Genomic DNA, 20,740 nt, shown 5'->3' on the forward strand with positions numbered 1-20,740 from the left:
CCTATCGGTGTCTTAGCAATATCAGCAACCACCATCTGCATGTTACGCTTTTTGTTAAAAATAACTCGATATAACTTCTTATTCATTGCTAATTCCTTATCCTTGATTTCTTGATTTTATTCGATATTGCCTCTGTAGTTCTAATACGGCATAGCTGACCGCGGTCTTGCCGTTTACTCATCAATAAGCTAATTACCTAACCTTCCAAGCAGCCACGCTCTACCTGTTATGTCAGTCTCTTTAATGGAATAAACCACGGTAATTGGTCTCGCTCCATTAACGCTACATGATCAATGTTAAAACAAGGTGCTTCAGTCGGAAAATCTATCCCTTTTGTGGTAACGTTCGGGGGGTAATAAACGAATAGCGGGGGCGGTAGAACTAAGCCAATCTTGTCGTGCTTTTTGTCGTTCTTGCTGGTGAGGCAACTGCTGATCGCCCCGTGCCTGTATTGGGTGAACTTCAGCCAATACAGGGGTAAAGGGTAAGATCACAAAGACTAAACTTACTAGATATTTTATAGAAACTTTCATCGGAAAACTTATTATCGTATCAATTTTATTCAAATGCTAGACAAAATTTGATCAGGATATTAAACAGCATTAGGCTCAATGTCCATATAAAATATTATTAAATAATATCTTTTTATATTATTTTTAAAGATATTTTTATTGCTTATGCAAGTTTACCTATTTTGGTTTTTATTGTAATTTTCTTGGATTAAAACATGAGGTGCAATTCGTTGGTATGTCGCACTTTTTAGCGCGAAAAATATAAGGTTATAGATTCATTTTATATTCAATCAATGACAGATAATTTAAAGACAAATGAAACCTGTTATCATTAAACCAATCCACATAGTGATTAAATTGCAACCTAAGCTGTTTAAGTGAATCAAAAATCGTGTTTGACACAAATTCAGTTTTCACCTTTTTAAATGTCGCTTCAGCAACCGTATCATCATAGGGACATCTCTTATTATTTAATGAACGCTGCATGCCAAATTCCTTTAAACATTCACAAAGTAAATAATTATCAGATTCTTTTTCTCTATCTGAATGAAATAACTTAACTAAATTTAAATTAATGGGAATTTGACTGATAGCATCCATAACCAATTGAGTATTCTTATGCCTTCCAGCACTTCGTCCCACGATTTCCCGATTGCTTACGGTTGATTCGTTGCTTTTTCTGTATCAACACGATATTTTTTACAGGTATATTTCGACACCAAACCCTTTTCTTGCATAATTCGACCAATTCGGCGTCTAGATAATATTATGTTTTGCTTTCTAAGCTCTGCCTGTAGTGGACTATGTTACATAGGCTTGATAGTTATCGTTAAACTTTTTTTCGCTTTTTCACCAAGCATTTTATCTGTTTTTTTCTGATTAATTGTTGTTGATAATAAAATCGATTTTTTGACATTTGTAAACATCGACATAATGCTCGTAAGCTACATCGGTATTAATTTTCTGTGATTAACTTGATTTTTGCCCTATTACTAACTTAGCTTGCTTTAGAATGTTATTCTCCATTAACAAACGCTTATTTTCTTTACGTAGGACTATAAGTACATTTTCTTGAGTATTACGATTGCCTTGAGCAGTAAACTCTTCGGTGGTTTGATATTGTTTTATCATATTATCTAATGCGAATTTAGTTAGGTCATACTCAGTGACAATATCCGCTCGTTTTTACCATTTTGATATAGCATTACCAACTATTTTTTATTCGCAAGTAAAACTGCGTTTTTCTCTTCTTGACATGTAATTTATCATTGTTGATGCCTTTTTGTTTATCATAACAATGACCTTATAAAGCGAGTAATAATTAGTGTAACCTATCCATGCTTATTGAGTAGCTGAGCTACCGCTTTTTTATTCTTTCCGACTTGTAATAATACGAAAATCGGGAATCGTTCCTTCCTAGAAAGGTGATTATAATGCATAGCAACCTCCAAACTATGGTGGTGCGAAGTAGCGAGTATAAATCATCTTTCTATTTTCTTCACTCCACCGAGTTTAAAATTGCACTTCGTGTTTTAATCTAAGAAAGCAAAAATAAAAAATCAAATAAAATCAATGGCTTTTCTGACTGCTTTTTTAAGTGGCAAATAGCTTATTTTGGGAGGATTTTATGCGCAATCCTCCAGTATCCCTCGTGCGGTTGCAGAATCATATCTTTTAACAACCATTGGCGGGTTAAAAATAGGAATATTTTTTCCTTAAAAAGAATTCAGAAAAGACATTGATTTTATTTAAGTTTTTTATTTGTGTTTTTAAGTTAAATCCAATAATTTTTGTAAAATGAATAGCGTTTCAGTATAAAATTCAATTTTGTTTTTGCTGGTATACTCTGCCATTGAATAAGACAAAACAACCTGTTTCAACTATAAACAATGAAGGTATTTTTCTATAAAAACCACCTAGTAAAACTTTAATTTTATTAGGTGGTTAAAGAAAGTTAGGTATCTTTATACCTAATTTGTTACAAAAAATCACTTAAAATTTTTAATCATCACTATAACCTAAGCTTCGTAAAGCTCGCTCATCATCAGCCCACCCTGCTTTAACTTTTACCCAAAGTTCTAAATGGACTTTGTTGTCAAAAAAGGATTGCATATCTTTGCGGGCTTCGATGCCTATTTTTTTGATTTTTTCGCCTTTATTACCGATGACCATTTTCTTTTGCCCATCGCGTTCAACTAAAATTAATCCGTTAATTCGGTACATTCCGTTGCGTTCATCCACTTTGAATTGTTCAATCTCAACCGTTACCGAATAAGGTAATTCATCACCTAAAAAGCGCATGAGCTTTTCACGGATGATTTCTGATGCCATAAAGCGTTGTGAACGGTCAGTTATGTAATCTTCAGGAAAGTGATGTTCACCTTCTGGTAAATGTTTTTTGACGATATCTTTTATAATATCAATACCTTCGCCTCTTTCAGCGCTAATTGGTACAACATCAATAAAATTTGCTTTTTGGCTGATCGTTTGTATATGTGGTAATAGTTGTGTTTTGTCACTAACGTTGTCAATTTTATTAATCACTAGCAATATAGGGCTTTTGCAGTCTTTTAACTTGTTAACGACCATTTCATCATCATCATTCCAATGTGTCCCTTCAACCACAAAAATAACAAGCTCAACATCACCAATTGAGCTACTTGCCGCTCGGTTCATTAAGCGGTTAATCGCCCTTTTTTCTTCAATATGAAGTCCTGGTGTATCAATATAGATAATTTGATCGTTATCTTGTGTGTCGATGCCGATAATGCGGTGGCGAGTCGTTTGCGCTTTACGTGATGTAATCGATACTTTTTGTCCAAGCAACTGATTTAATAGTGTTGATTTACCTACATTTGGCCGCCCCACAATGGCGACAAATCCGCAATGTTGTGTTGTTTCTATCATTTTATACCTAATTGGTTGAGAGCTTCTTGTGCAGCAGCTTGTTCTGCTTTTCGGCGACTTAAGCCCCGCCCAAAATACTCGTGGCTATCGTCGTCAATTTTACATTGAATTAAGAACTCTTGTTCATGATTATCACCTGTGACTTCAAGAATTAAATAACACGGACGAGGGCGATGAGTTCCTTGTAAATATTCTTGTAATCTTGTTTTGGCATCTTTTTGTTTAATGCCAGGTTGGATTTGGCTTAATCGAGTTTGATACCATGATAAGATTAATGGGCGTATTGTGTCGATGTCGCTATCTAAGTAAATGGCACCAATAATAGCTTCGACAGCGTCAGAAATAATGGATTCGCGACGAAATCCTCCACTTTTTAATTCACCTTGCCCCAAAATAAGGTGATCGCCCAACTTGAAATCTTTTCCAATTTCGGCAAGTGTTTGCCCACAAACCAAGGTTGCTCGCATTTGGCTTAGATCACCTTCATCTTGTTTGACAAAGCGATGATAGAGTTCATCAGCAATGACGAAACTTAAAATAGCATCGCCTAAAAACTCTAAACGTTCGTTATGCAATTTATTAGCGCTTCGGTGAGTAAGTGCTAATTCAAGTAAAGAGAGATCCTGAAACTGATAGCCGATAGATTGTTGAATTTCAGTAAATGTTTTCATAATGATTAATGTATGCCACCAATACGATTAAAGCGGATACCTGTAGGCCATTCGTTTGGTTGTTTTTCAAAGCTGATCCAAATTGCTGTAGCTTTACCAACAAAGTTAGCTTCAGGCACAAAACCGAAATATCGACTGTCGCCGCTGTTATCACGATTGTCGCCCATCATAAAATAATGACCTGGTGGTACGATCCAAGTAGCATCAGGTTGACCATCTTGGTGATAATAATATCTTGGGTTTTCCTGTGAACCTTGTGTGATTAAGATTTCGTGCGCTCTGTCGCCTAAGGTCTCTTGTTGAATTTTCATATTCAATGTCACAATAGATTCAGAGTCGACAATACCTTTATCAGCATATTGTTCTACAGTATAAAAACTAGGGTTTGGTTTCAACTGTTCGTGAACTTCTTTCCAATTGCTTGGCTTAGGTTCGCTGTAATGCAAATCAAGTGGTTGCAATTGTTGGCCTTGGCAATTTATATCGGTTGGTTGGCAGGCCGGGTAGATTAGAACTTGCTTTTCTTTAACCTGATACACGATTTTATCGCCAGGCATACCAACAACCCGTTTAATCAGATCCATGCTTGGAATATCAGGGTGCTTAAATACAGCCACATCACCACGTTTAGGTTTTCCTGTAGGGATGATAACAGTATTGGTAATAGGATCACGCATGCCGTATGCATATTTTTCAACAGCAATAAAATCGCCAATTAATAACGTTTGCATCATTGAGCCAGATGGAATTTGAAACGGCTCATATATAAATGACCGAATAACAAACACCACAAACAAAACTGGGAAAAATGATGATAAGTTTTCAACCCAGCCTTTAGGCTTACCAACTTGAGCAAGGACTTTTCCATCGACTTCACCATCGCTTTGTGTGCGGATTTCTTCAACTTTGCGTTGTCTTGCTGGTTTCCATTTGAATTTTTCTAAAAACCAAAAAATACCTGTAATAAGTGTCGCTAATGTTAATATGATGGCAAATGTTCCAGCCATTTTTTTCCCTCTTTAAATAAATCTTTTTATCGATTTGTCTTTAATTGGTTAATCTTTCCCTACATGCAAAATCGCTAAAAATGCTTCTTGCGGTAATTCCACATTACCTACTTGTTTCATTCGCTTTTTACCTTCTTTTTGCTTCTGTAGAAGTTTCTTTTTACGGCTTACGTCGCCACCGTAACATTTGGCTAATACGTTTTTACGTAATTGTTTTACGGTTGATCGTGCTATAACATGATTACCAATAGCTGCTTGAATGGCGATATCAAATAGTTGACGGGGAATAAGATCTTTCATTTTTTCAACTAATTCTCGCCCTCGATATGGTGCATTATCTTTATGGGTGATTAAAGCTAATGCATCAACGCGTTCACCGTTAATTAATACATCCAATCTTACCATGTCGGCAGCTTGGAATCGTTTAAAACTGTAATCTAATGAGGCATACCCGCGCGATGTCGATTTTAACTTATCAAAAAAGTCTAATACAACTTCAGTCATTGGGATTTCATACGTTAAAGCAACCTGATTGCCATGATAAACCATGTTGGTTTGTACGCCGCGCTTTTCAACACATAATGTAATTACGTTACCTAAATAAGTTTGTGGTACTAATATGTTACATTCAGCAATCGGTTCGCGTAATTCTTGGATGTTATTTACTGCCGGTAATTTAGCTGGGCTATCAACATAAATTGTTTCGTTCGATGTGGTTAGCACTTCATAAACAACCGTTGGCGCGGTAGTGATAAGATCGAGGTTGTATTCACGCTCTAAACGCTCTTGAATGATTTCCATATGTAGTAAGCCAAGAAAACCACAACGGAATCCAAATCCTAAAGCGCCTGAATTTTCTGGCTCATAAAATAGTGAAGCATCGTTTAGGCTCAATTTTCCAAGCGCATCACGGAAAGCTTCGTAATCGTCAGAACTGGTTGGAAATAACCCTGCGTAAACTTGTGGTTTGACCTTTTTAAAACCTGGTAATGGGGTTTGTGCAGGTGCTTTTGCCAAAGTCAGAGTATCACCCACTGGAGCGCCTAATATATCTTTGATAGCACAAACAACCCAACCTACTTCACCACAATTGAGGCGCTGTGTGTCTACTTGTTTTGGAGTAAAAATACCTAGCCTGTCCACGTTATAAGTCATGCCAGTACTCATTACTTTGATCTTATCGCCTTTGTTTAACTCACCATTTTTAATGCGAATTAGTGAAACTACACCTAAGTAGTTATCAAACCATGAGTCGATAATTAGTGCTTGTAATGGCGCATTTGAGTCGCCTTCTGGTGGGGGGATGTCGCTAACTAATTGTTCAAGTACATCAATAACACCAACACCAGTTTTAGCCGAACAGCGAACCGCATTACTTGCATCAATGCCAACAATATCTTCGATTTCAGCCGCAACACGTTCTGGTTCGGCTGCGGGTAAATCGATTTTATTAAGAACGGGGACAACTTCAAGATCCATATCTAACGCGGTATAGCAGTTTGCTAGTGTTTGTGCTTCTACCCCTTGCCCTGCATCCACAACTAATAATGCACCTTCACAAGCAGCGAGCGAACGAGATACTTCATACGAAAAATCAACATGCCCTGGCGTGTCGATAAAATTAAGCTGATAGGTTTCGCCATTTTTAGCATGATAATCAAGTGTTACACTCTGTGCTTTAATCGTAATGCCACGTTCACGCTCAAGATCCATTGAATCGAGCACTTGAGCTTCCATTTCTCGATCTGAAAGCCCGCCACAAATTTGAATGATGCGGTCTGAAAGCGTTGATTTACCATGGTCAATATGGGCAATGATTGAAAAATTGCGGATATTTTTATTCATATTAATAAATTAGTATCTTGGTTATTAACGGTTAACTATCTAAAGTGCCTTTTGGTTATTACCAGCATTGCTAATAATTACATAGTCAGAAAGAGGAACATTTTACACATTTATCACTACTAAGCATAGCGTTATCGAGAAGTTTGTCTTTATTTCTGGATAATATTTTGTGCAATACGCTCAACAGTAGTTTGTGGCAAATTACCAATGATGATAATATTTTTGTGCCCAAAGTTCGTTGAATAAATAGTCCGCCCGCCTTGTTGGATGATTTGATTTGATTGTTTAGCTTGCTCAGAAGATACATTAACCGTAAACGAAAACACACCATCTGAGTACAATTTAGTCGCAATATCAGAGCGATAAAAATTCAAATTATAGGCAGCTATTTCTTTAAACCCTTTAGGCAACCAAGCTAATCGCCATTGACCAAGCACATCTTTTTGCTTTTCAATCGATAATAAAATCGGATAAGTTCGGCTGTTGATGTAGTTTGCCAGTTCATTCTTATCAAAATCTTTCTCAAGTTGAACCACTTTTAGTTGGTTGATGACATCATTATTTTGATCTAATAAATCAATTCTCATCGGTAAATCGGTTTCATCATCAATCCAAATCACATAGCTATAACGGTCGTTATCTTTAGCGACAACTTTTACCAACTGTACACTTCGGTTAGCAGTTCTAGTTTGACCTAATTCAATAAAATCATAAATGTCTTTAAGCGCATCGAAATTGTTATAAATCACATCAGGAAAAGCTTCCAAAATACGTGAGCTTGTAATAGAAAATGATGGGCTATCAGGCTGAAAATAACTGGTGACGCCTTTATGTAAAATGATCTCTTTATCAGGACCTTCAAGATAACGCAAACACGCATTAATATCTTCTTTTTTAGTAGCGCCCAAATGGCTATATTCAAATGTGCTTACATATTGGTTTTTATCTTGAGATAAAAAGTAAATTCGGTAATCTTGCGTTTTTACAGCATGATTCATTCTATTTAAGCGTATTAGGGCATCGTCGGTATCTTGAGCAAAAATAGACGCTGAAAAAAACACAAAAAACAGAGCAAATATAATATTTCTGCTCTGTTTTAGAGAATATATAACAAAATAATGTAATGATTTCATTTCGAATTAACGAGCATTTAATCTTTTTTGTAATTCATAATCTTGTACAAGCAATCTAATTTTGTCATATTGGCGTTTTTCAAGTAATTGCTGATCGTTTTGTTGGTGAGTTCCCCCCACTGGTGCAAGGTTTACCCCTACTGGTACTGTATTTAATATAGGGCTTGCGTTAACACTATCTGCTTGTCCTTGATGATATTGCACACCAACAATAATGCCAAGGGTTACACACGCTGCAAGCCCAACTTGGCTAGCTTTAGCAAAAAAGTCTTTAACGTGAATCCACATGAGATTTTCAGATTTTGGTGGCGCAGTGGCTTCAACACTAGGTTGATTTGTCGGTTGGTTATATAAATCTTCAGCCATAATTACTTTAGCTACTTGCTTAGAAACATCTAGCGTTAATAAGCTACTATGCAACTCGCCACGCATTGTATTTCTTACAAGGTGGTAGCGCTGCCAGCATGACTGCAAACTTTCGTCATATGATATAGCATCGACAATATGATCATTGTCAAACTCACCGTCCATAAGTAATGAAAGTTGCTCTTTCTGTTCTATTTGCATAGTAAATACCTTAAATTTATGACTAATGCTTTCAATTTGTTTGTAACTGTTAACTTGTTTGTAACCGTTAACTAAGTAATGGTTTAATTTTTTCATCAATTGCATCGCGTGCTCTAAAAATACGTGACCGCACTGTCCCTACAGGGGTATCCATAATTTTAGCGATTTCTTCATAGCTTAAACCGTCAATTTCGCGCAACATGATTGCCGTTTTTAAATCGTCGGGTAATGCCTCTATCGCAGCAAATACTGTTTTTTTCACTTCGTCTGAAAGCGCTAAATTTTCAGGATTATCGAGATCTCTCAATGAATCTGCACCTTCGTAACTTTCAGCCTCGTTAGCATCAATATCTGATGCTGGAGGACGCCTTCCTTGAGACGCTAAGTAATTCTTTGCCGTATTAACCGCAATTCGATACAACCATGTGTAAAAAACACTTTCACCTTTAAAAAGGCTTAATGAACGGTATGCCTTTATAAAAGTATCTTGCACAACATCAGGAACTTCAGACGCTAATACATAACGAGAAACCAAATAAGCCAATTTGTTTTGATAACGAACAACAAGTAAATTAAAAGCGTTTTTGTCTCCCTTAAGAACGCGATCAACTAGTACTTGGTCTGTTACTTGCTCCCCCATTAAAGGCCATTCCTTATTGTGTTAATAACTGTCGTTCGGCCCAAATTTGCGCACACAAACAGTTAGATTCTTAAATTGAAAAAAAGTTCCCACTATTTTAATAGAAATTTAATTATTTTACTCATTAATTGTAAATATTTAATCTTTATATACTCAAAAATAAGTTTTTCTGAAGTTTTTTGACAACGATTACTGCAAATAAGATCGGGTTTCGATTTTTTTAATTAAGCGGAACGATCTCTCGCTCACCACGTTCATTATAAGTGATTTGATAAAATTGAGGTAGATTAAAATTAACCGAGCTACTGGTGGTAAACGTAAAACGATCGTCAGATAAAACATAAAATTCGTTGATATCTTTCACCATATTATCTCTTGAACCGTTGCAGTTACGATAAATTTCAACTTGATTATGTTCATTTAAGATGAAAAGATCAAAGCCCGAATCGGTATTTTCAAAGAAGAATTGAATAATCCCAGCATAAGCAACGCTATCAATTTCTTTCGGTAGTTCGTTAGTTTCATCTAAAATATTCAGTGGCCTACCTTGTATTTTATTATTTGATACCGCGCCATAAAAATCAATTGCATTGTCAAATTGATGGCTTGATACACCTAGTCGTTCAAAAAACAGATACCAAGAAGCTCCTCCAACCCTTAATGGTTTGACTTGCGTTGAGTTGTTTTCAGTGGTGGTTAAGCGTAAATCAATACATTCATCCATTAGCTTTTTCATGTCTTGCTTGATTTCATTGCTTAGGTATTCACTATAACAAAAAATTTCGATTGAACTGGGCAAGTCAGCGTCTTTGTGCATACGATTTAACAAAGCCTTAATCGCTTCAAGCACCGATAGTGTACCACTAAAATGAAGTACGCGAATTTCATTCCATGAATTACGATAAAGAAGATCTATCGATCCCACCAAGCTCAGCTCATGCTGACCATAATTAAGCACGCTATTAGTTACTTGATCGTCTAATTCAATATTCACTGTTGGATCGTCTTCTAAATTTAAAATAATGGCTAAATGACGAATTTCACATGGTCCATATAACTGATCTTCAGTTGCTGTAGGTACATCAATAGGAAAATATTTTTTTAGATCCTCAATCAACTTATTAATTTTTGTGTTGTTTCGATTTTCTCCATCGCGATAATAAAAAGAGGTAGAATCAGCTATTAAGCCGTTAAAGTAACACCATCCTACTAGTTTTACTAAATATTTGCTGTATTCTAGATATTGATGACCAACAATTGATTTCAACATAGGTTTTTGATTATAAACATACCACCCAGATCGATTAATGCGGTCTTTAGCAACATGAATAAATGTTAATACCTCTTCTTGTAGATTATCAGATATATTAAGCTTTAAAGTGGTAATCTTGCCCGGCAGTACTTCAAAAGCAGCATAAAGCTTTCGTGTTAATATCGCCAAATCTTTAGGGCTAATCTGTGAGTCTAAATTATTACGCCGACCAAAATTAAGTAAATTTCGATAACCCGCCATCATGGTGTGTAACAAAATTTCGTGCATTTCTCGAACTTGTCCTATTTTCCATTTTTGGCAAGCATCTAATTTTGCAATTTGTTGTTTATTCCATCCCCAGCTTTTAACTAAGTCACTCAGTATAGCACGGCGCCAAGAAGGTGATTTCATGGGAATAGAGAGCTTTTCATTTATTTTTAAATAAAAACAGTTGCGAATTAACTCAAGTCGTTGCCAATCGTTAATTTCAATAAGATATTTACTGATTCTATCTAATAACATGTAATACGAATCTAGATACATTCCATTATGTATTTCACCCTTTTGAATAAATTCTCTCATTTGATAAGCAACTGGCTTATTTTGGGGATAGATCCATGAATATGCTTCTAATAACATAGTTTTAAGCACAGCTTTAAAAGGTGAATCAATGCTTTTATAAAGTTGCCACAAACTTGCACCAAAATACTCTTCAGCTGATAGATTTGTTAACGGGCCAAAATCAATCCACTGATCTCGTTCAATTAAATTAAGATCAACCATGGCGTTAACACATTGTTCATAAGTGGAGTAAATGACGTTATTCACAGTAAAGTTATGGGGCACCACAAACCACAACAAAAATTTGCCAGCTAATAAATTTGCGGAACGGTAAAACTCCTCAAGCAACAAAATGTGCTGTGCAGAACCACAATTCTCGCCCATTAAGCATTCATGATGTTTATTAATAAACCGATCGGCATCAACGACAAATAATGTTAATTTAACTTGCAACGTTGCAGCCCAGTCTTCAATTAGACGACATTTTAACTGTAAGAATTCTTTTTGTTGGTCAGTTAAACTATTTTCAATACATATCCAAATATCAAGATCCGATTGAACCGACTGCCCCATAGAACAGGTGCTGCCCATTGAATATAAAGCTGATATTGCAGGAGCTCGAGTCACTTTAGTTTTATTTTTGGTGGGAGCAAAATTAAATTTATGTTTAAGTAGTTTTTTTGTATCAGTAGATAATTGATAACAAGCAATCCCTGAAGGTATATTACCTTCCATATATCCGGGTAATTCAGGCGTATGATAGTGAAAAAGAGCAGGAAGCAACAAAAATACTTGTTGAAATTCATCAGGCATGCCAACAAGAGCTCGTTCACGCTTTAGATTGGCAAGCTCTTCAAGTTCTTTTTTTATGTTATTGATATAATATTGCATAGCTTCAATTAGGTAAAACACGCGTATTAAACTAACGCATTAGGTAAATCTAGCATGTTATTAGTGCAAGGTAAATAGGGCTAAAATTTAATCTTAGAGTAAAACACATTAATATGATCACAATTGAAAATATAACTAAACAAATCCAAAAAAAGCAGGCAACTAAATTGGTCGATAATAAAGCTGCGGTATTGTTACCAATCGTCGAGGTTAATCACCAATTGCATCTGTTATTTCAGGTCAGATCAGAAAAGCTAAAATGGCAACCTGGCGATATCTGTTTTCCTGGTGGTCGGGTTGAATTGGCTGACCCAAATCCCCAATACACCGCCAAGCGTGAGACTGTTGAAGAATTAGGTATAGCCTACAATCAAATAACGATTTTAGGGCAATTACCTAAATTTATTGCAACATTAGGTATGATTATTTACCCATTTGTAGGCACAATAAGCTCGCTAAATGATTTGCAACTAAACCATGACGAAGTAGAACAAATCTTTACCGTTCCGGTTGAGTGGTTTATTCATAACCGCCCAATGAGTGCAACAATGTTTGTAGGGCATAAACCTGCCGATGATTTCCCTTTTAATATCATTACTAACCGTTCACAAAACTGGCAAAAACGATCCGAGCATCCCGTTTATTTTTATCAGTATCGTAATAGGGTTATTTGGGGATTAACCGCTCAAATTCTTATGCATTTCATCGAAACAATTCGTGAATAATCTATAGGGTAAATACAATTTTACAAAAGTAATCACAGATTTAATCAACAAAAAGTTAACACTTTTTTTAACAATTTATTTCATTTTAAGCAATTTGTGCTAGGCGCTATTCTATTTAATGAAAAGAACTTGAGGATTATCACTGAACATCTTATAACTATAGATAGTTGTTTTACAATTCATTCAAACCAAAACAACTATTATATGTCTTAACACTTTTTACAAGTAGACAAGGACAAAACATTCTGGAGCTCCACAAGTTAGAACATTCTCAAAGCAACACTATATTAATATATCTGTAAATTAAATAAGCGTTAACAAAGTGATTTTCTATTTTAATAATTCAAAACGAAGGATTCAATCATGAAACGTTTTACCAAAACTTCTATTGCTTTAGCCGTACTATTATCTTTACCCGTTGCGAGTCTTTACGCTGCTGAACCTTTGACAGACAAAGAAAGTAGGCATCTAGTGCCATTAAAAGAAATCTCAGTGACTGGCAGTTACTTACAAGCCGATAACGCAGCTAATGATATTTCACGCGCAGCCGACGAAGCGGGAGCTAAATATTACCACATTACTGCCATCGAAAGTCCAGCTAATGGCACTTCATCAGATCGCGCTATTGTTTATGCCAATATTTATCAATCTAATGCACCTATTGCCGTGCAAAAAGATGAAACCACCTATAATGGTGTAGTTTCTTATAATCGTTCAAAGGCACTTTACTATTTACCATTTGAAATTGTTAAATTTAAAGGTAATTACAATAACACATCCGAAATCACCCAAGCAGCAAGTAAATTAGCCGCTGAGAAAAATGCTTATGCGTTTTATATCGATTCAATTTCGTCGGCTAATGCCAGCAGTCAAGCAGAGGATATCGAAGTTTATTTATACAAACAAGATGCACCAATTAGAGATTATATCGCTACAAATGCGATACAAGGTCAAGATGCTTACGAAATCAGTAGTGAAGCGTTTAAACATATGACCCCATTTAGTACAATTAGCTTCCATGGTGTATTTAACAATACTGCAGAAATTAGCTCGGCTGCACAAAAACATGCTATTGCTAATGGCGCCCATTTTTATTACGTAAAAGAAGTATCAACCAATCCTGCAAACACAGCGCAAACGGTGTTTGTAAGCCTATATAAATAAAGTCACAGTTTTCTAAAATAAGTTCTACATGAGCAATGTTTTTTGCTCATGTGGGCTTCACATCAAAAACGTTAATCTAAAACATTAGCTTTCATGGTAATTGCTTAATTATTAATATCAATTTTTAACTAAAATCGGTCAGATATCCCAAATTAAGCATACAGATAACATCCTGCCAATCTCATTTAGCAAAGACAAATAGATAGCAATTAGGAATTTCAATCGAAAGATACACTTTTGCAATCAAAATGATCAAAGTATGGCTGGGGTACCAGGATTCGAACCTGGGCGTGGCGGGATCAAAACCCGCTGCCTTACCGCTTGGCTATACCCCACTATAGAAAACAAATATCGTACACAATGTACGTTAGTGAGAACTAGAATAAATCTAGCATACCTACCAGTTCCATCTATATGCAATAGCATTAATGGAATCAGCATGCTGGATATAAAACAGATTATAGAGTAAGATATCTTAAATATGCATACTGGAATGGCTGGGGTACCAGGATTCGAACCTGGGCGTGGCGGGATCAAAACCCGCTGCCTTACCGCTTGGCTATACCCCAATTAAAGGATAAACATTAAGATTAAATGGTGCGGGTGGAGAGACTTGAACTCACACACCTTGCGGCGCCAGAACCTAAATCTGGTGCGTCTACCAATTTCGCCACACCCGCACTGGATACTTCCGGTAAAAGTATTACCTAATCTTAATGGTGGCTACGACGGGATTCGAACCTGTGACCCCATCATTATGAGTGATGTGCTCTAACCAGCTGAGCTACGTAGCCATTCATTCGCAACGTCGTAACCAACATTGCGAGGCGCATTATGCTTGTGTTACGGCAAATCGTCAACCCTTTTTTTAAGATATTTTGAAAAAAAGTTGCAATTGATTAAGATACAATCAAATCCAGTTTATTAACGCTTCAATCCGCCTTTTTTGTAACTCGCAATGGATTTGTTTTCCAGTATAACCATCAGCAATAATGTGTTGCACGTTAACACCATTGGCGATGCTATAAGCTTCTTTTAAATAATTTGCTTGTGTAAACGATGCTGTTTTAGCAAAAGCTTGGCTTGCGATGATTAATTGATTAAGGTGCGAAGGGTTGCGCCATACATCAATGTTATTTAACAAAGAAACAATTTGCTCAGCAGTGAGTGCCTGCGCTCTTTCGACCTCGCCACGATATTGGCGAGTCATAATCGCAATTTTAGTATAGTTGTTAGGGGCTTTGATTTTTGCGCACAATGATTCAACTACAGACTTACTAGGCAAAAGCCCACACAATACAGCAAAACGTATAGTTAAATCGTCAGTTAGTAGGGTTGATTTCTTTAGCGCATCAAGAATATCAGCTGATAGGCATAATAACGGAAACAACAACGTAAGCGCCCCACATTGCTCAAGTACTTGAAAATAAATTTGAGGATTTGAAGTTGACAATGCTTTTTCTGTTTCCTTCCATACTCGTTCTGGCGTTAAACAACTCACCTCACCAGCTGATACCATTTGTTTCATTAAATCTAAGGTTTGTGGCGCAACAGTAAAGCCTAATTGATGAAAACGCGCTGCAAAACGTGCAACCCGTAATATACGTAGCGGATCTTCTCGAAAAGCAGGTGAGACATGACGTAAGATTTTATGTTTAATATCATCAACACCATGATAAGGATCGATAATATTGCCATTTTCATCCATGGCAATGGCGTTAATGGTTAAATCTCGGCGCATCAGATCTTGTTCTAATGTAATTTCTTTACTAAAATCACAAATAAATCCAGTATAACCTTTACCGGATTTTCGCTCAGTCCGAGCCAATGCGTATTCTTCTTTTGTTTTGGGGTGCAAAAATACCGGGAAATCTTTACCGACTTGTTGATATCCTAATGCCAAAAGCTCCTCTGGCGTAGCACCGACAACAACCCAGTCATGATCAACAACAGGCAGATGCAACAAACTATCGCGCACACTACCTCCAACAAGATAGATTGCACTCATCTATCGCATCCAACGATCTTTTTTGCGTCGACTAGGTATAATCCTTGGTAATATAAGCCCTAAAATAAGGCCACCACCAGCTACAAGACCACCATAGGTGAACCAAGTTACAATAAGATCAAGGCGTTTATCATCCACTTGATTCAGTATTGATTCAATTCGCGTCCCCTGCTCTTTGAGCTGTTGTTCTAAAACTTCATTTTTACTTTGAAGTGTTTCAATTGTTTTTTCCGCTGATTGCAACTTTTGGATGTATTCATTGACCAATTTCTGTTGGTTCGCATCGGCGTTATCGGCTTTATCTTTATATTCTGCAAATTTTGCTTCTAACTCAGGAAAGCGTTCTTTATAGCTAGCTTGTTCGTTCAGTTTAGCCGTTTCTATCCAAGCAACACTACCATTATTAAGTTGAATACGACTGTATTTACCATCTGCACTTTTTTCTAGCTCAATGACCTTTTCTCCAGCTTTAACTGCATTAGAAAACGCATACTGCGAACCAGGGCCTCGCCGCAAATAAATATCAACATCATCTGTCACATATTTGTCTATAGCGTAACTATTAAAAGCAATCGCAAAAAGCGAAAGCATTGTGATAACATTATGTTTTTTCATCATATTTACAACAATAACCTATAAATATTTACATAATAACATAAATAAATGGTAATTCGCATAATCATTTTATTTGTAAGTGGTTATCAATCTTAAAATAAAGTTAATATCCCCAAAAATGGAATTGGTTGTATTTTGTGCTTTGTTAACCGCCAAATAAGGAATTAAAGATACCCTTTAAGACACATAGCCATATGAATCACCGCCTCAACAATCGCAATATAGATGTCTATTTTCGTACTGCACCTTAGCAGAGCTATATTATTTTGGTAAACGATTACAAAACTCACAACCACAAACAATTGACAAGTTGAGCTCAACTGAACCTAATTGTTGTATAAACGCCAATATGCCATCTACTCTGTGCCCAGAAGAAAGTTTAGGTAATTTTATGCACGTCAGGGCTTGAAAGTTACCAAAATAGTAAAGGCTGACTACCAATCTTTGCAATAAAAAAACTTTTTAAAACCGATAATAGCATACTATTATTAGCAAAGATTGTATTGCTAAACTGCATTAAACCAGTCACTTTATTTTAGATAAAAGAGGCATATTGTATATGCCAAAATACTTTAATCAATTTAGGTAAAAAACCATATTAAGTTAATCGATTTTCAGTGATATTGCTTATTTTTGAGCGAACACAAAAGCTCATGGCATTTAGTGACTACTGGATTAAAGAATTCTTGCCTCACAAAACCCCAATAACCCATTATGGTTCTTCATAAAGAAATCGCCACACGCGAACATCACTTGCAAAATTTCATGTTTATATACCAGCTTTAGCTAAAAATAACGTGGGTCTACAGTAGGTCTACACCAGTAAACCGTTAACTTTTCATCTGAACTATATAAATAAGCGGTATTGAGCTAAACCTATAATAAAGTTCAGATGATAAGTTTTATATCATATCTATAAAATTACAATTAAAACCAGACTTCGGTTTGTACACCAAAACTAATTTGATGATCTTTACCATTAAAATCAAACTTACTGATATCATTTTGTAATGCCTCTATATAAGAAACATAAAAACGGATATCGGGCCGTGAAGATAAAATACTTTTTCCAACTTTGAACGAATGATAAAGCGTGGTTTTGTATCCTTCTTCAACATAAGTTTTATTTTTGACTTTGTTCTTTTGTCGAAAATAACCAAGCTCAACACCACTTTGATTATAAGTATCCCAGATATAAGCTGGTCTTATAGCTGATTTAAAGCTTGTAAAATCGGTATGTGGGCGGTTAAGATCGTAAGAGTAAACATCATTACCTGAAGTTAACGCCAAAGCATGAGCCACAATAATATCATTACTTAGATAAGCTTCCCCTTCTGATACAAAGCGATAAGCTTTACCTCCTGTATGCGTACCAATATAGTCATTATCTGAATTACTGGCAAATTCTGGATTATTCGTATTAATATTTGCTAACTGTGAAGCAACAGAATTGGTTGCTGTCTGCAATGTAAACTGATTAAATCCACCAAAAAATTTATTTTGACGCAAAACAAAACTACCAAGCCAAGCATTTTTTACCGATACATTATCTTGGATTTTAGATTTATTTGGAGCTGAATAACGAGCATTCACCCCAAGCGTTGCATCTTTCCATAATGGAATATCACGATAGCGGATTTCTAGTTCGTTTAAATCAACTTCTTCTTTTTTATGTTGAATAATTTCATTGCCATTGCTATCTATTTTAGCTACTCCTTTTTTGCTCTTTACATTTACATCCGCTCTTACTAAAGCGACATCAAAAGCGCCGATACCAACTTTAAGATTTTCAACACCAATCCCCCCTCCAGCGGGTGTTTTTTGGGTTTTCCAATCAAGCATTTGAATTTCATTATAAGGTAATGAGTGCTTACCAACCCATAATTTTGCATCAGGAAAACTTGGTACAAATCCTTTTGTTTCTAAATAAATATCTGAAAATTGCATAAGATTGTCATCTTGAGTATTAAATAACCCCGCAGCTTTATTTGTCGCTACGTTTCCATCAATCATAACAATAGTATCAACACGTCTTCCATCTTGATCATAGATTTTTTGCTTAAAGACAAGATCATACCAACCGCCATATTCATTACCAAATCGACCTAATGCTCCTTCAGCATAATTCTTAGGTTTACCATTACTTGAAGTTGACCAGCCACCACGAAAATAACCATTATAAGAAAAACCAATTTCATCTTTAATATAGTCTTTAAATTCAGCTAAAGTAAATGATCTCTTTTCTGGTGGATTTTCACCTAGCACGGTGTCTGCTTTTGGTGTATTAACTAGCACAATTTGATTATTACTTATTTGTGTTGGGTTACTAGGTGGCTGTTGCTTTGTAAGTACTGCTTTTTGGCTATTTTTAAGCGCTTTTTTCTGATTATTTATAACAATTTGTTGTTTTTGAAGATGATTATTTAATTGAGCGAGCTGTTTATTCGACTCAATCACTTGCTTTTTCAAATCATTAGACTCTTGACTAAGTGCTAATAATTTTTGTTCTAATAATGCAATTCTTGCTTCTAATTCATCTTGAGTAGCAGCAATAGCATTTGGTAAATAACATAAACAAAGCATCGTCATTAAAACAATTCGTTTTGGTTTTACTTTACATACTGTTTTTATTGAATATTTCATTTTTCTCTACTCATTATTTTAAAGAATAAATAAAATCTTTTAGATTTAAAACAAAAAAAACCTAAAGGGTAGCCATTACTGCCCTTTAGGTTTTGCCCGCTATAGATCGGTAACAATCCAATGCTTTTTAATAAGCAATTTTAATATAGCGAATAAAAACGATTGTTCAAAAGCTAAACACTAATAGTGTGATTGATATCACATTAAAAATTATCATTTTATATACAACATCGGCACGATTACATAAATGCTAATTATTCCGCTTTTTTTATCGCATATAGCTTATAAGTGATAAAAATTAATAAAGATATTCATAATTAGCATGAGTCAATATTACCTAGTAAACCAAATGTGTAGGGGGAATAGATGAACATGGTTCTAAATGGAATTATCAATAGGCATAATTGGAATAATTTATCTGCTTTAAGCCTTAACCGGCGCAAAAAAAATTTTATAGCCACAGAAATAAGCAAAATACTAAAAAATTTTTATTTAAAAATGGTATGCCCATACTTTTGGTGCTAAAAAGTGCGAACATACCAAACCAGTGATCGATAAGAGTAAAATTATCGTATTTTTTGCCACTTTTATTAAGTATAAACTCAATAGAAATAAAACAACACCCAAGCACCTATAGCATTTCATTTCTAACTAATAGCAGAGCAGTACCAATACCTAAAAATAAAAAACCAAACAATCTAGCTAAAAAATAACCTTTGTGCTCCATATCCCACATACCAAAAGCACTTTTTAACTCACCTAAGACTTCAAAAATATTGATCGTTGCAAAGGCTCTTGCTACGATTTTAGAAATCAACATATTTAATGTTAACTTGGCGTTAATTTCGGATATAGTCAGCCCATTTTGAATTGGCTTATCGCTATTGGTTGTGGTTTTATCAGTAAGATAATTCGCCGATGTGGTTAAGGTAAATTCGTCTGGCTCGTCAATTTTGTTATAATCAGGCTCTGGCAGCCTTGTTATTACATTACGGTTGCTATCATACTTATCAAATTACCCGCCCCCGCCTAAGCTATTAAAACTTATTGTTTGACATGATGCCGTTGTTTAATTTCGGCGAGCTCTTCTAATGATGTGGCATTAAATGCTTCTACCATCCATTCAGGCCAGCCTTGGCCGTCAATCCTATGGGCTTTAAATTCCGCCTCTTGATCTGACTTATATTCACCATCATCAATATTGGCTGATTTATAATACACCATAAAACTGTTGATCCATCCCCAAACAAATGTACTACCAGCGCCTGCTCGGGCAGGATCTAGCATAATATGATCAATCACTTGATGCGTACCGGGTTGGCACACCATTAACACAGTCGAGCTTAAAGCATTACGCGACATATTATGGATAATAACACCATGCAAATCATCCCAATCATACTCTTTTATTCGGCGTTTTTTCGGTTGTAAAAATACTGCAGGATGGCGTAATATTTTAAAGTTAAAAAAGTAACTTTCGTTAACATAGACTTTACCCGTTTTACGGTTAAATATAATGGGGCTACCACGGCGGGAGAAAGCATTTTGGTAGAATTCAGGAATAGATAGATATAAAGCGACACAACAAGTAATAAAACC

General features: G+C 35.7%; 20 protein-coding genes, 4 tRNA genes and 1 pseudogene. 2 read left to right on the forward strand and 23 right to left on the reverse strand.

Features of this window, described 5'->3' with window-relative positions; genetic code table 11:
- The 14 genes and pseudogenes from A9G47_RS15100 to A9G47_RS13005 all read right to left on the reverse strand — a co-directional run.
- Nucleotides 1-86, reverse strand: an 86-nt coding sequence (locus tag A9G47_RS15100; RefSeq protein WP_218057482.1) for an ESPR-type extended signal peptide-containing protein, incomplete at its 3' end; no start/stop codon positions are given.
- 225 nt (nt 87-311) lie between these two features.
- The gene (locus A9G47_RS14065) at nt 312-533 is read right to left on the reverse strand and encodes a hypothetical protein (RefSeq protein WP_141674783.1); all 222 of its coding nucleotides are present in this window, start codon (nt 531-533) and stop codon (nt 312-314) included.
- Between the two features lie 246 nt (nt 534-779).
- Nucleotides 780-1,154 carry an IS3 family transposase gene (locus A9G47_RS12960; protein WP_141674873.1) on the reverse strand — a complete coding sequence of 125 codons (375 nt, stop codon included), beginning with the start codon at nt 1,152-1,154 and terminating at the stop codon, nt 780-782.
- 14 nt (nt 1,155-1,168) lie between these two features.
- Nucleotides 1,169-1,297: pseudogene (locus A9G47_RS15105) on the reverse strand (hypothetical protein); the annotation flags it as partial.
- Between the two features lie 21 nt (nt 1,298-1,318).
- Nucleotides 1,319-1,444 (reverse strand): hypothetical protein, encoded by a 126-nt coding sequence (locus A9G47_RS14705; protein ID WP_255309227.1) that lies wholly within the window; start codon nt 1,442-1,444, stop codon nt 1,319-1,321.
- A 37-nt stretch (nt 1,445-1,481) separates the two neighbouring features.
- A complete protein-coding gene (locus A9G47_RS14400) occupies nt 1,482-1,643 on the reverse strand; it encodes a hypothetical protein (protein ID WP_176700714.1) in 162 nt (53 codons plus the stop codon).
- 870 nt (nt 1,644-2,513) lie between these two features.
- Nucleotides 2,514-3,419, reverse strand: a complete 906-nt coding sequence (gene era / locus A9G47_RS12970) for a GTPase Era (RefSeq protein WP_065643086.1) — start codon at nt 3,417-3,419, stop codon at nt 2,514-2,516.
- Nucleotides 3,416-4,093 (reverse strand): ribonuclease III, encoded by a 678-nt coding sequence (rnc, locus tag A9G47_RS12975; RefSeq protein WP_442903251.1) that lies wholly within the window; start codon nt 4,091-4,093, stop codon nt 3,416-3,418. The genes era and rnc overlap by 4 nt, the downstream gene beginning before the upstream one ends.
- Before the next feature lie 2 nt (nt 4,094-4,095).
- On the reverse strand, nt 4,096-5,097 hold the full coding sequence (lepB, locus tag A9G47_RS12980; protein ID WP_065566486.1) for a signal peptidase I: 1,002 nt from the start codon (nt 5,095-5,097) through the stop codon (nt 4,096-4,098).
- A gap of 48 nt (nt 5,098-5,145) precedes the next feature.
- Nucleotides 5,146-6,942 carry a translation elongation factor 4 gene (gene lepA / locus A9G47_RS12985; RefSeq protein WP_065566485.1) on the reverse strand — a complete coding sequence of 599 codons (1,797 nt, stop codon included), beginning with the start codon at nt 6,940-6,942 and terminating at the stop codon, nt 5,146-5,148.
- A 149-nt stretch (nt 6,943-7,091) separates the two neighbouring features.
- On the reverse strand, nt 7,092-8,003 hold the full coding sequence (locus A9G47_RS12990) for a MucB/RseB C-terminal domain-containing protein (RefSeq protein ID WP_065566484.1): 912 nt from the start codon (nt 8,001-8,003) through the stop codon (nt 7,092-7,094).
- A 78-nt stretch (nt 8,004-8,081) separates the two neighbouring features.
- A complete protein-coding gene (locus A9G47_RS12995) occupies nt 8,082-8,642 on the reverse strand; it encodes an RseA family anti-sigma factor (protein ID WP_176700715.1) in 561 nt (186 codons plus the stop codon).
- 67 nt (nt 8,643-8,709) lie between these two features.
- The gene (gene rpoE / locus A9G47_RS13000; protein WP_065566482.1) at nt 8,710-9,282 is read right to left on the reverse strand and encodes an RNA polymerase sigma factor RpoE; all 573 of its coding nucleotides are present in this window, start codon (nt 9,280-9,282) and stop codon (nt 8,710-8,712) included.
- Between the two features lie 220 nt (nt 9,283-9,502).
- Entirely contained in the window at nt 9,503-11,986 is a 2,484-nt protein-coding gene (locus A9G47_RS13005) for a class I adenylate cyclase (RefSeq protein WP_065643088.1), read from the reverse strand.
- A gap of 113 nt (nt 11,987-12,099) precedes the next feature.
- Between A9G47_RS13005 and A9G47_RS13010 the strand changes: the two genes are divergently transcribed.
- Both A9G47_RS13010 and A9G47_RS13015 read left to right on the forward strand, forming a co-directional pair.
- Entirely contained in the window at nt 12,100-12,711 is a 612-nt protein-coding gene (locus A9G47_RS13010; RefSeq protein WP_065643089.1) for an NUDIX hydrolase, read from the forward strand.
- Nucleotides 12,712-13,074: 363 nt separating this feature from the next.
- Entirely contained in the window at nt 13,075-13,875 is an 801-nt protein-coding gene (locus tag A9G47_RS13015) for a YdgH/BhsA/McbA-like domain containing protein (protein ID WP_065580192.1), read from the forward strand.
- Nucleotides 13,876-14,135: 260 nt separating this feature from the next.
- On the opposite strand, the gene A9G47_RS13020 is transcribed toward A9G47_RS13015, so the two are convergent.
- The 9 genes from A9G47_RS13020 to A9G47_RS14405 all read right to left on the reverse strand — a co-directional run.
- Nucleotides 14,136-14,210 (reverse strand) — tRNA-Gln (locus tag A9G47_RS13020).
- 159 nt (nt 14,211-14,369) lie between these two features.
- Nucleotides 14,370-14,444: transfer RNA gene (locus tag A9G47_RS13025), tRNA-Gln, on the reverse strand.
- Nucleotides 14,445-14,470: 26 nt separating this feature from the next.
- Nucleotides 14,471-14,555: transfer RNA gene (locus tag A9G47_RS13030), tRNA-Leu, on the reverse strand.
- Nucleotides 14,556-14,592: 37 nt separating this feature from the next.
- Nucleotides 14,593-14,669, reverse strand: a tRNA-Met gene (locus tag A9G47_RS13035).
- Nucleotides 14,670-14,785: 116 nt separating this feature from the next.
- Nucleotides 14,786-15,883, reverse strand: coding sequence for a multifunctional CCA addition/repair protein (locus A9G47_RS13040; RefSeq protein ID WP_065643090.1), 1,098 nt, complete (start codon nt 15,881-15,883; stop codon nt 14,786-14,788).
- Nucleotides 15,884-16,501 carry a TIGR04211 family SH3 domain-containing protein gene (locus A9G47_RS13045; RefSeq protein ID WP_065643091.1) on the reverse strand — a complete coding sequence of 206 codons (618 nt, stop codon included), beginning with the start codon at nt 16,499-16,501 and terminating at the stop codon, nt 15,884-15,886. It abuts the gene before it with no gap.
- Between the two features lie 924 nt (nt 16,502-17,425).
- A complete protein-coding gene (locus A9G47_RS13050) occupies nt 17,426-19,141 on the reverse strand; it encodes a carbohydrate porin (protein ID WP_081303678.1) in 1,716 nt (571 codons plus the stop codon).
- Between the two features lie 631 nt (nt 19,142-19,772).
- Nucleotides 19,773-19,961 carry a hypothetical protein gene (locus tag A9G47_RS13055; RefSeq protein ID WP_065566312.1) on the reverse strand — a complete coding sequence of 63 codons (189 nt, stop codon included), beginning with the start codon at nt 19,959-19,961 and terminating at the stop codon, nt 19,773-19,775.
- Between the two features lie 224 nt (nt 19,962-20,185).
- A partial coding sequence (locus tag A9G47_RS14405) for a DUF6708 domain-containing protein (RefSeq protein WP_081303679.1) occupies nt 20,186-20,740 on the reverse strand: 555 nt, incomplete at its 5' end.

The sequence above is a fragment of the Gilliamella sp. WF3-4 genome, from assembly GCF_001690275.1.
In the GTDB taxonomy this organism is placed as follows: domain Bacteria; phylum Pseudomonadota; class Gammaproteobacteria; order Enterobacterales; family Orbaceae; genus Gilliamella; species Gilliamella apicola_C.

Coding starts and splice junctions, on each gene's coding strand:
- A9G47_RS14065 (WP_141674783.1), bottom strand. CDS start 533: ATGAAAGTTTCTATAAAATATCTAGTAAGTTTAGTCTTTGTGATCTTA.
- A9G47_RS14705 (WP_255309227.1), bottom strand. CDS start 1,444: ATGTCGATGTTTACAAATGTCAAAAAATCGATTTTATTATCAACAACA.
- A9G47_RS14400 (WP_176700714.1), bottom strand. CDS start 1,643: ATGATAAAACAATATCAAACCACCGAAGAGTTTACTGCTCAAGGCAAT.
- era (WP_065643086.1), bottom strand. CDS start 3,419: ATGATAGAAACAACACAACATTGCGGATTTGTCGCCATTGTGGGGCGG.
- lepB (WP_065566486.1), bottom strand. CDS start 5,097: ATGGCTGGAACATTTGCCATCATATTAACATTAGCGACACTTATTACA.
- lepA (WP_065566485.1), bottom strand. CDS start 6,942: ATGAATAAAAATATCCGCAATTTTTCAATCATTGCCCATATTGACCAT.
- A9G47_RS12995 (WP_176700715.1), bottom strand. CDS start 8,642: ATGCAAATAGAACAGAAAGAGCAACTTTCATTACTTATGGACGGTGAG.
- rpoE (WP_065566482.1), bottom strand. CDS start 9,282: ATGGGGGAGCAAGTAACAGACCAAGTACTAGTTGATCGCGTTCTTAAG.
- A9G47_RS13005 (WP_065643088.1), bottom strand. CDS start 11,986: ATGCAATATTATATCAATAACATAAAAAAAGAACTTGAAGAGCTTGCC.
- A9G47_RS13010 (WP_065643089.1), top strand. CDS start 12,100: ATGATCACAATTGAAAATATAACTAAACAAATCCAAAAAAAGCAGGCA.
- A9G47_RS13015 (WP_065580192.1), top strand. CDS start 13,075: ATGAAACGTTTTACCAAAACTTCTATTGCTTTAGCCGTACTATTATCT.
- A9G47_RS13040 (WP_065643090.1), bottom strand. CDS start 15,883: ATGAGTGCAATCTATCTTGTTGGAGGTAGTGTGCGCGATAGTTTGTTG.
- A9G47_RS13045 (WP_065643091.1), bottom strand. CDS start 16,501: ATGATGAAAAAACATAATGTTATCACAATGCTTTCGCTTTTTGCGATT.
- A9G47_RS13050 (WP_081303678.1), bottom strand. CDS start 19,141: ATGAAATATTCAATAAAAACAGTATGTAAAGTAAAACCAAAACGAATT.
- A9G47_RS13055 (WP_065566312.1), bottom strand. CDS start 19,961: ATGTTGATTTCTAAAATCGTAGCAAGAGCCTTTGCAACGATCAATATT.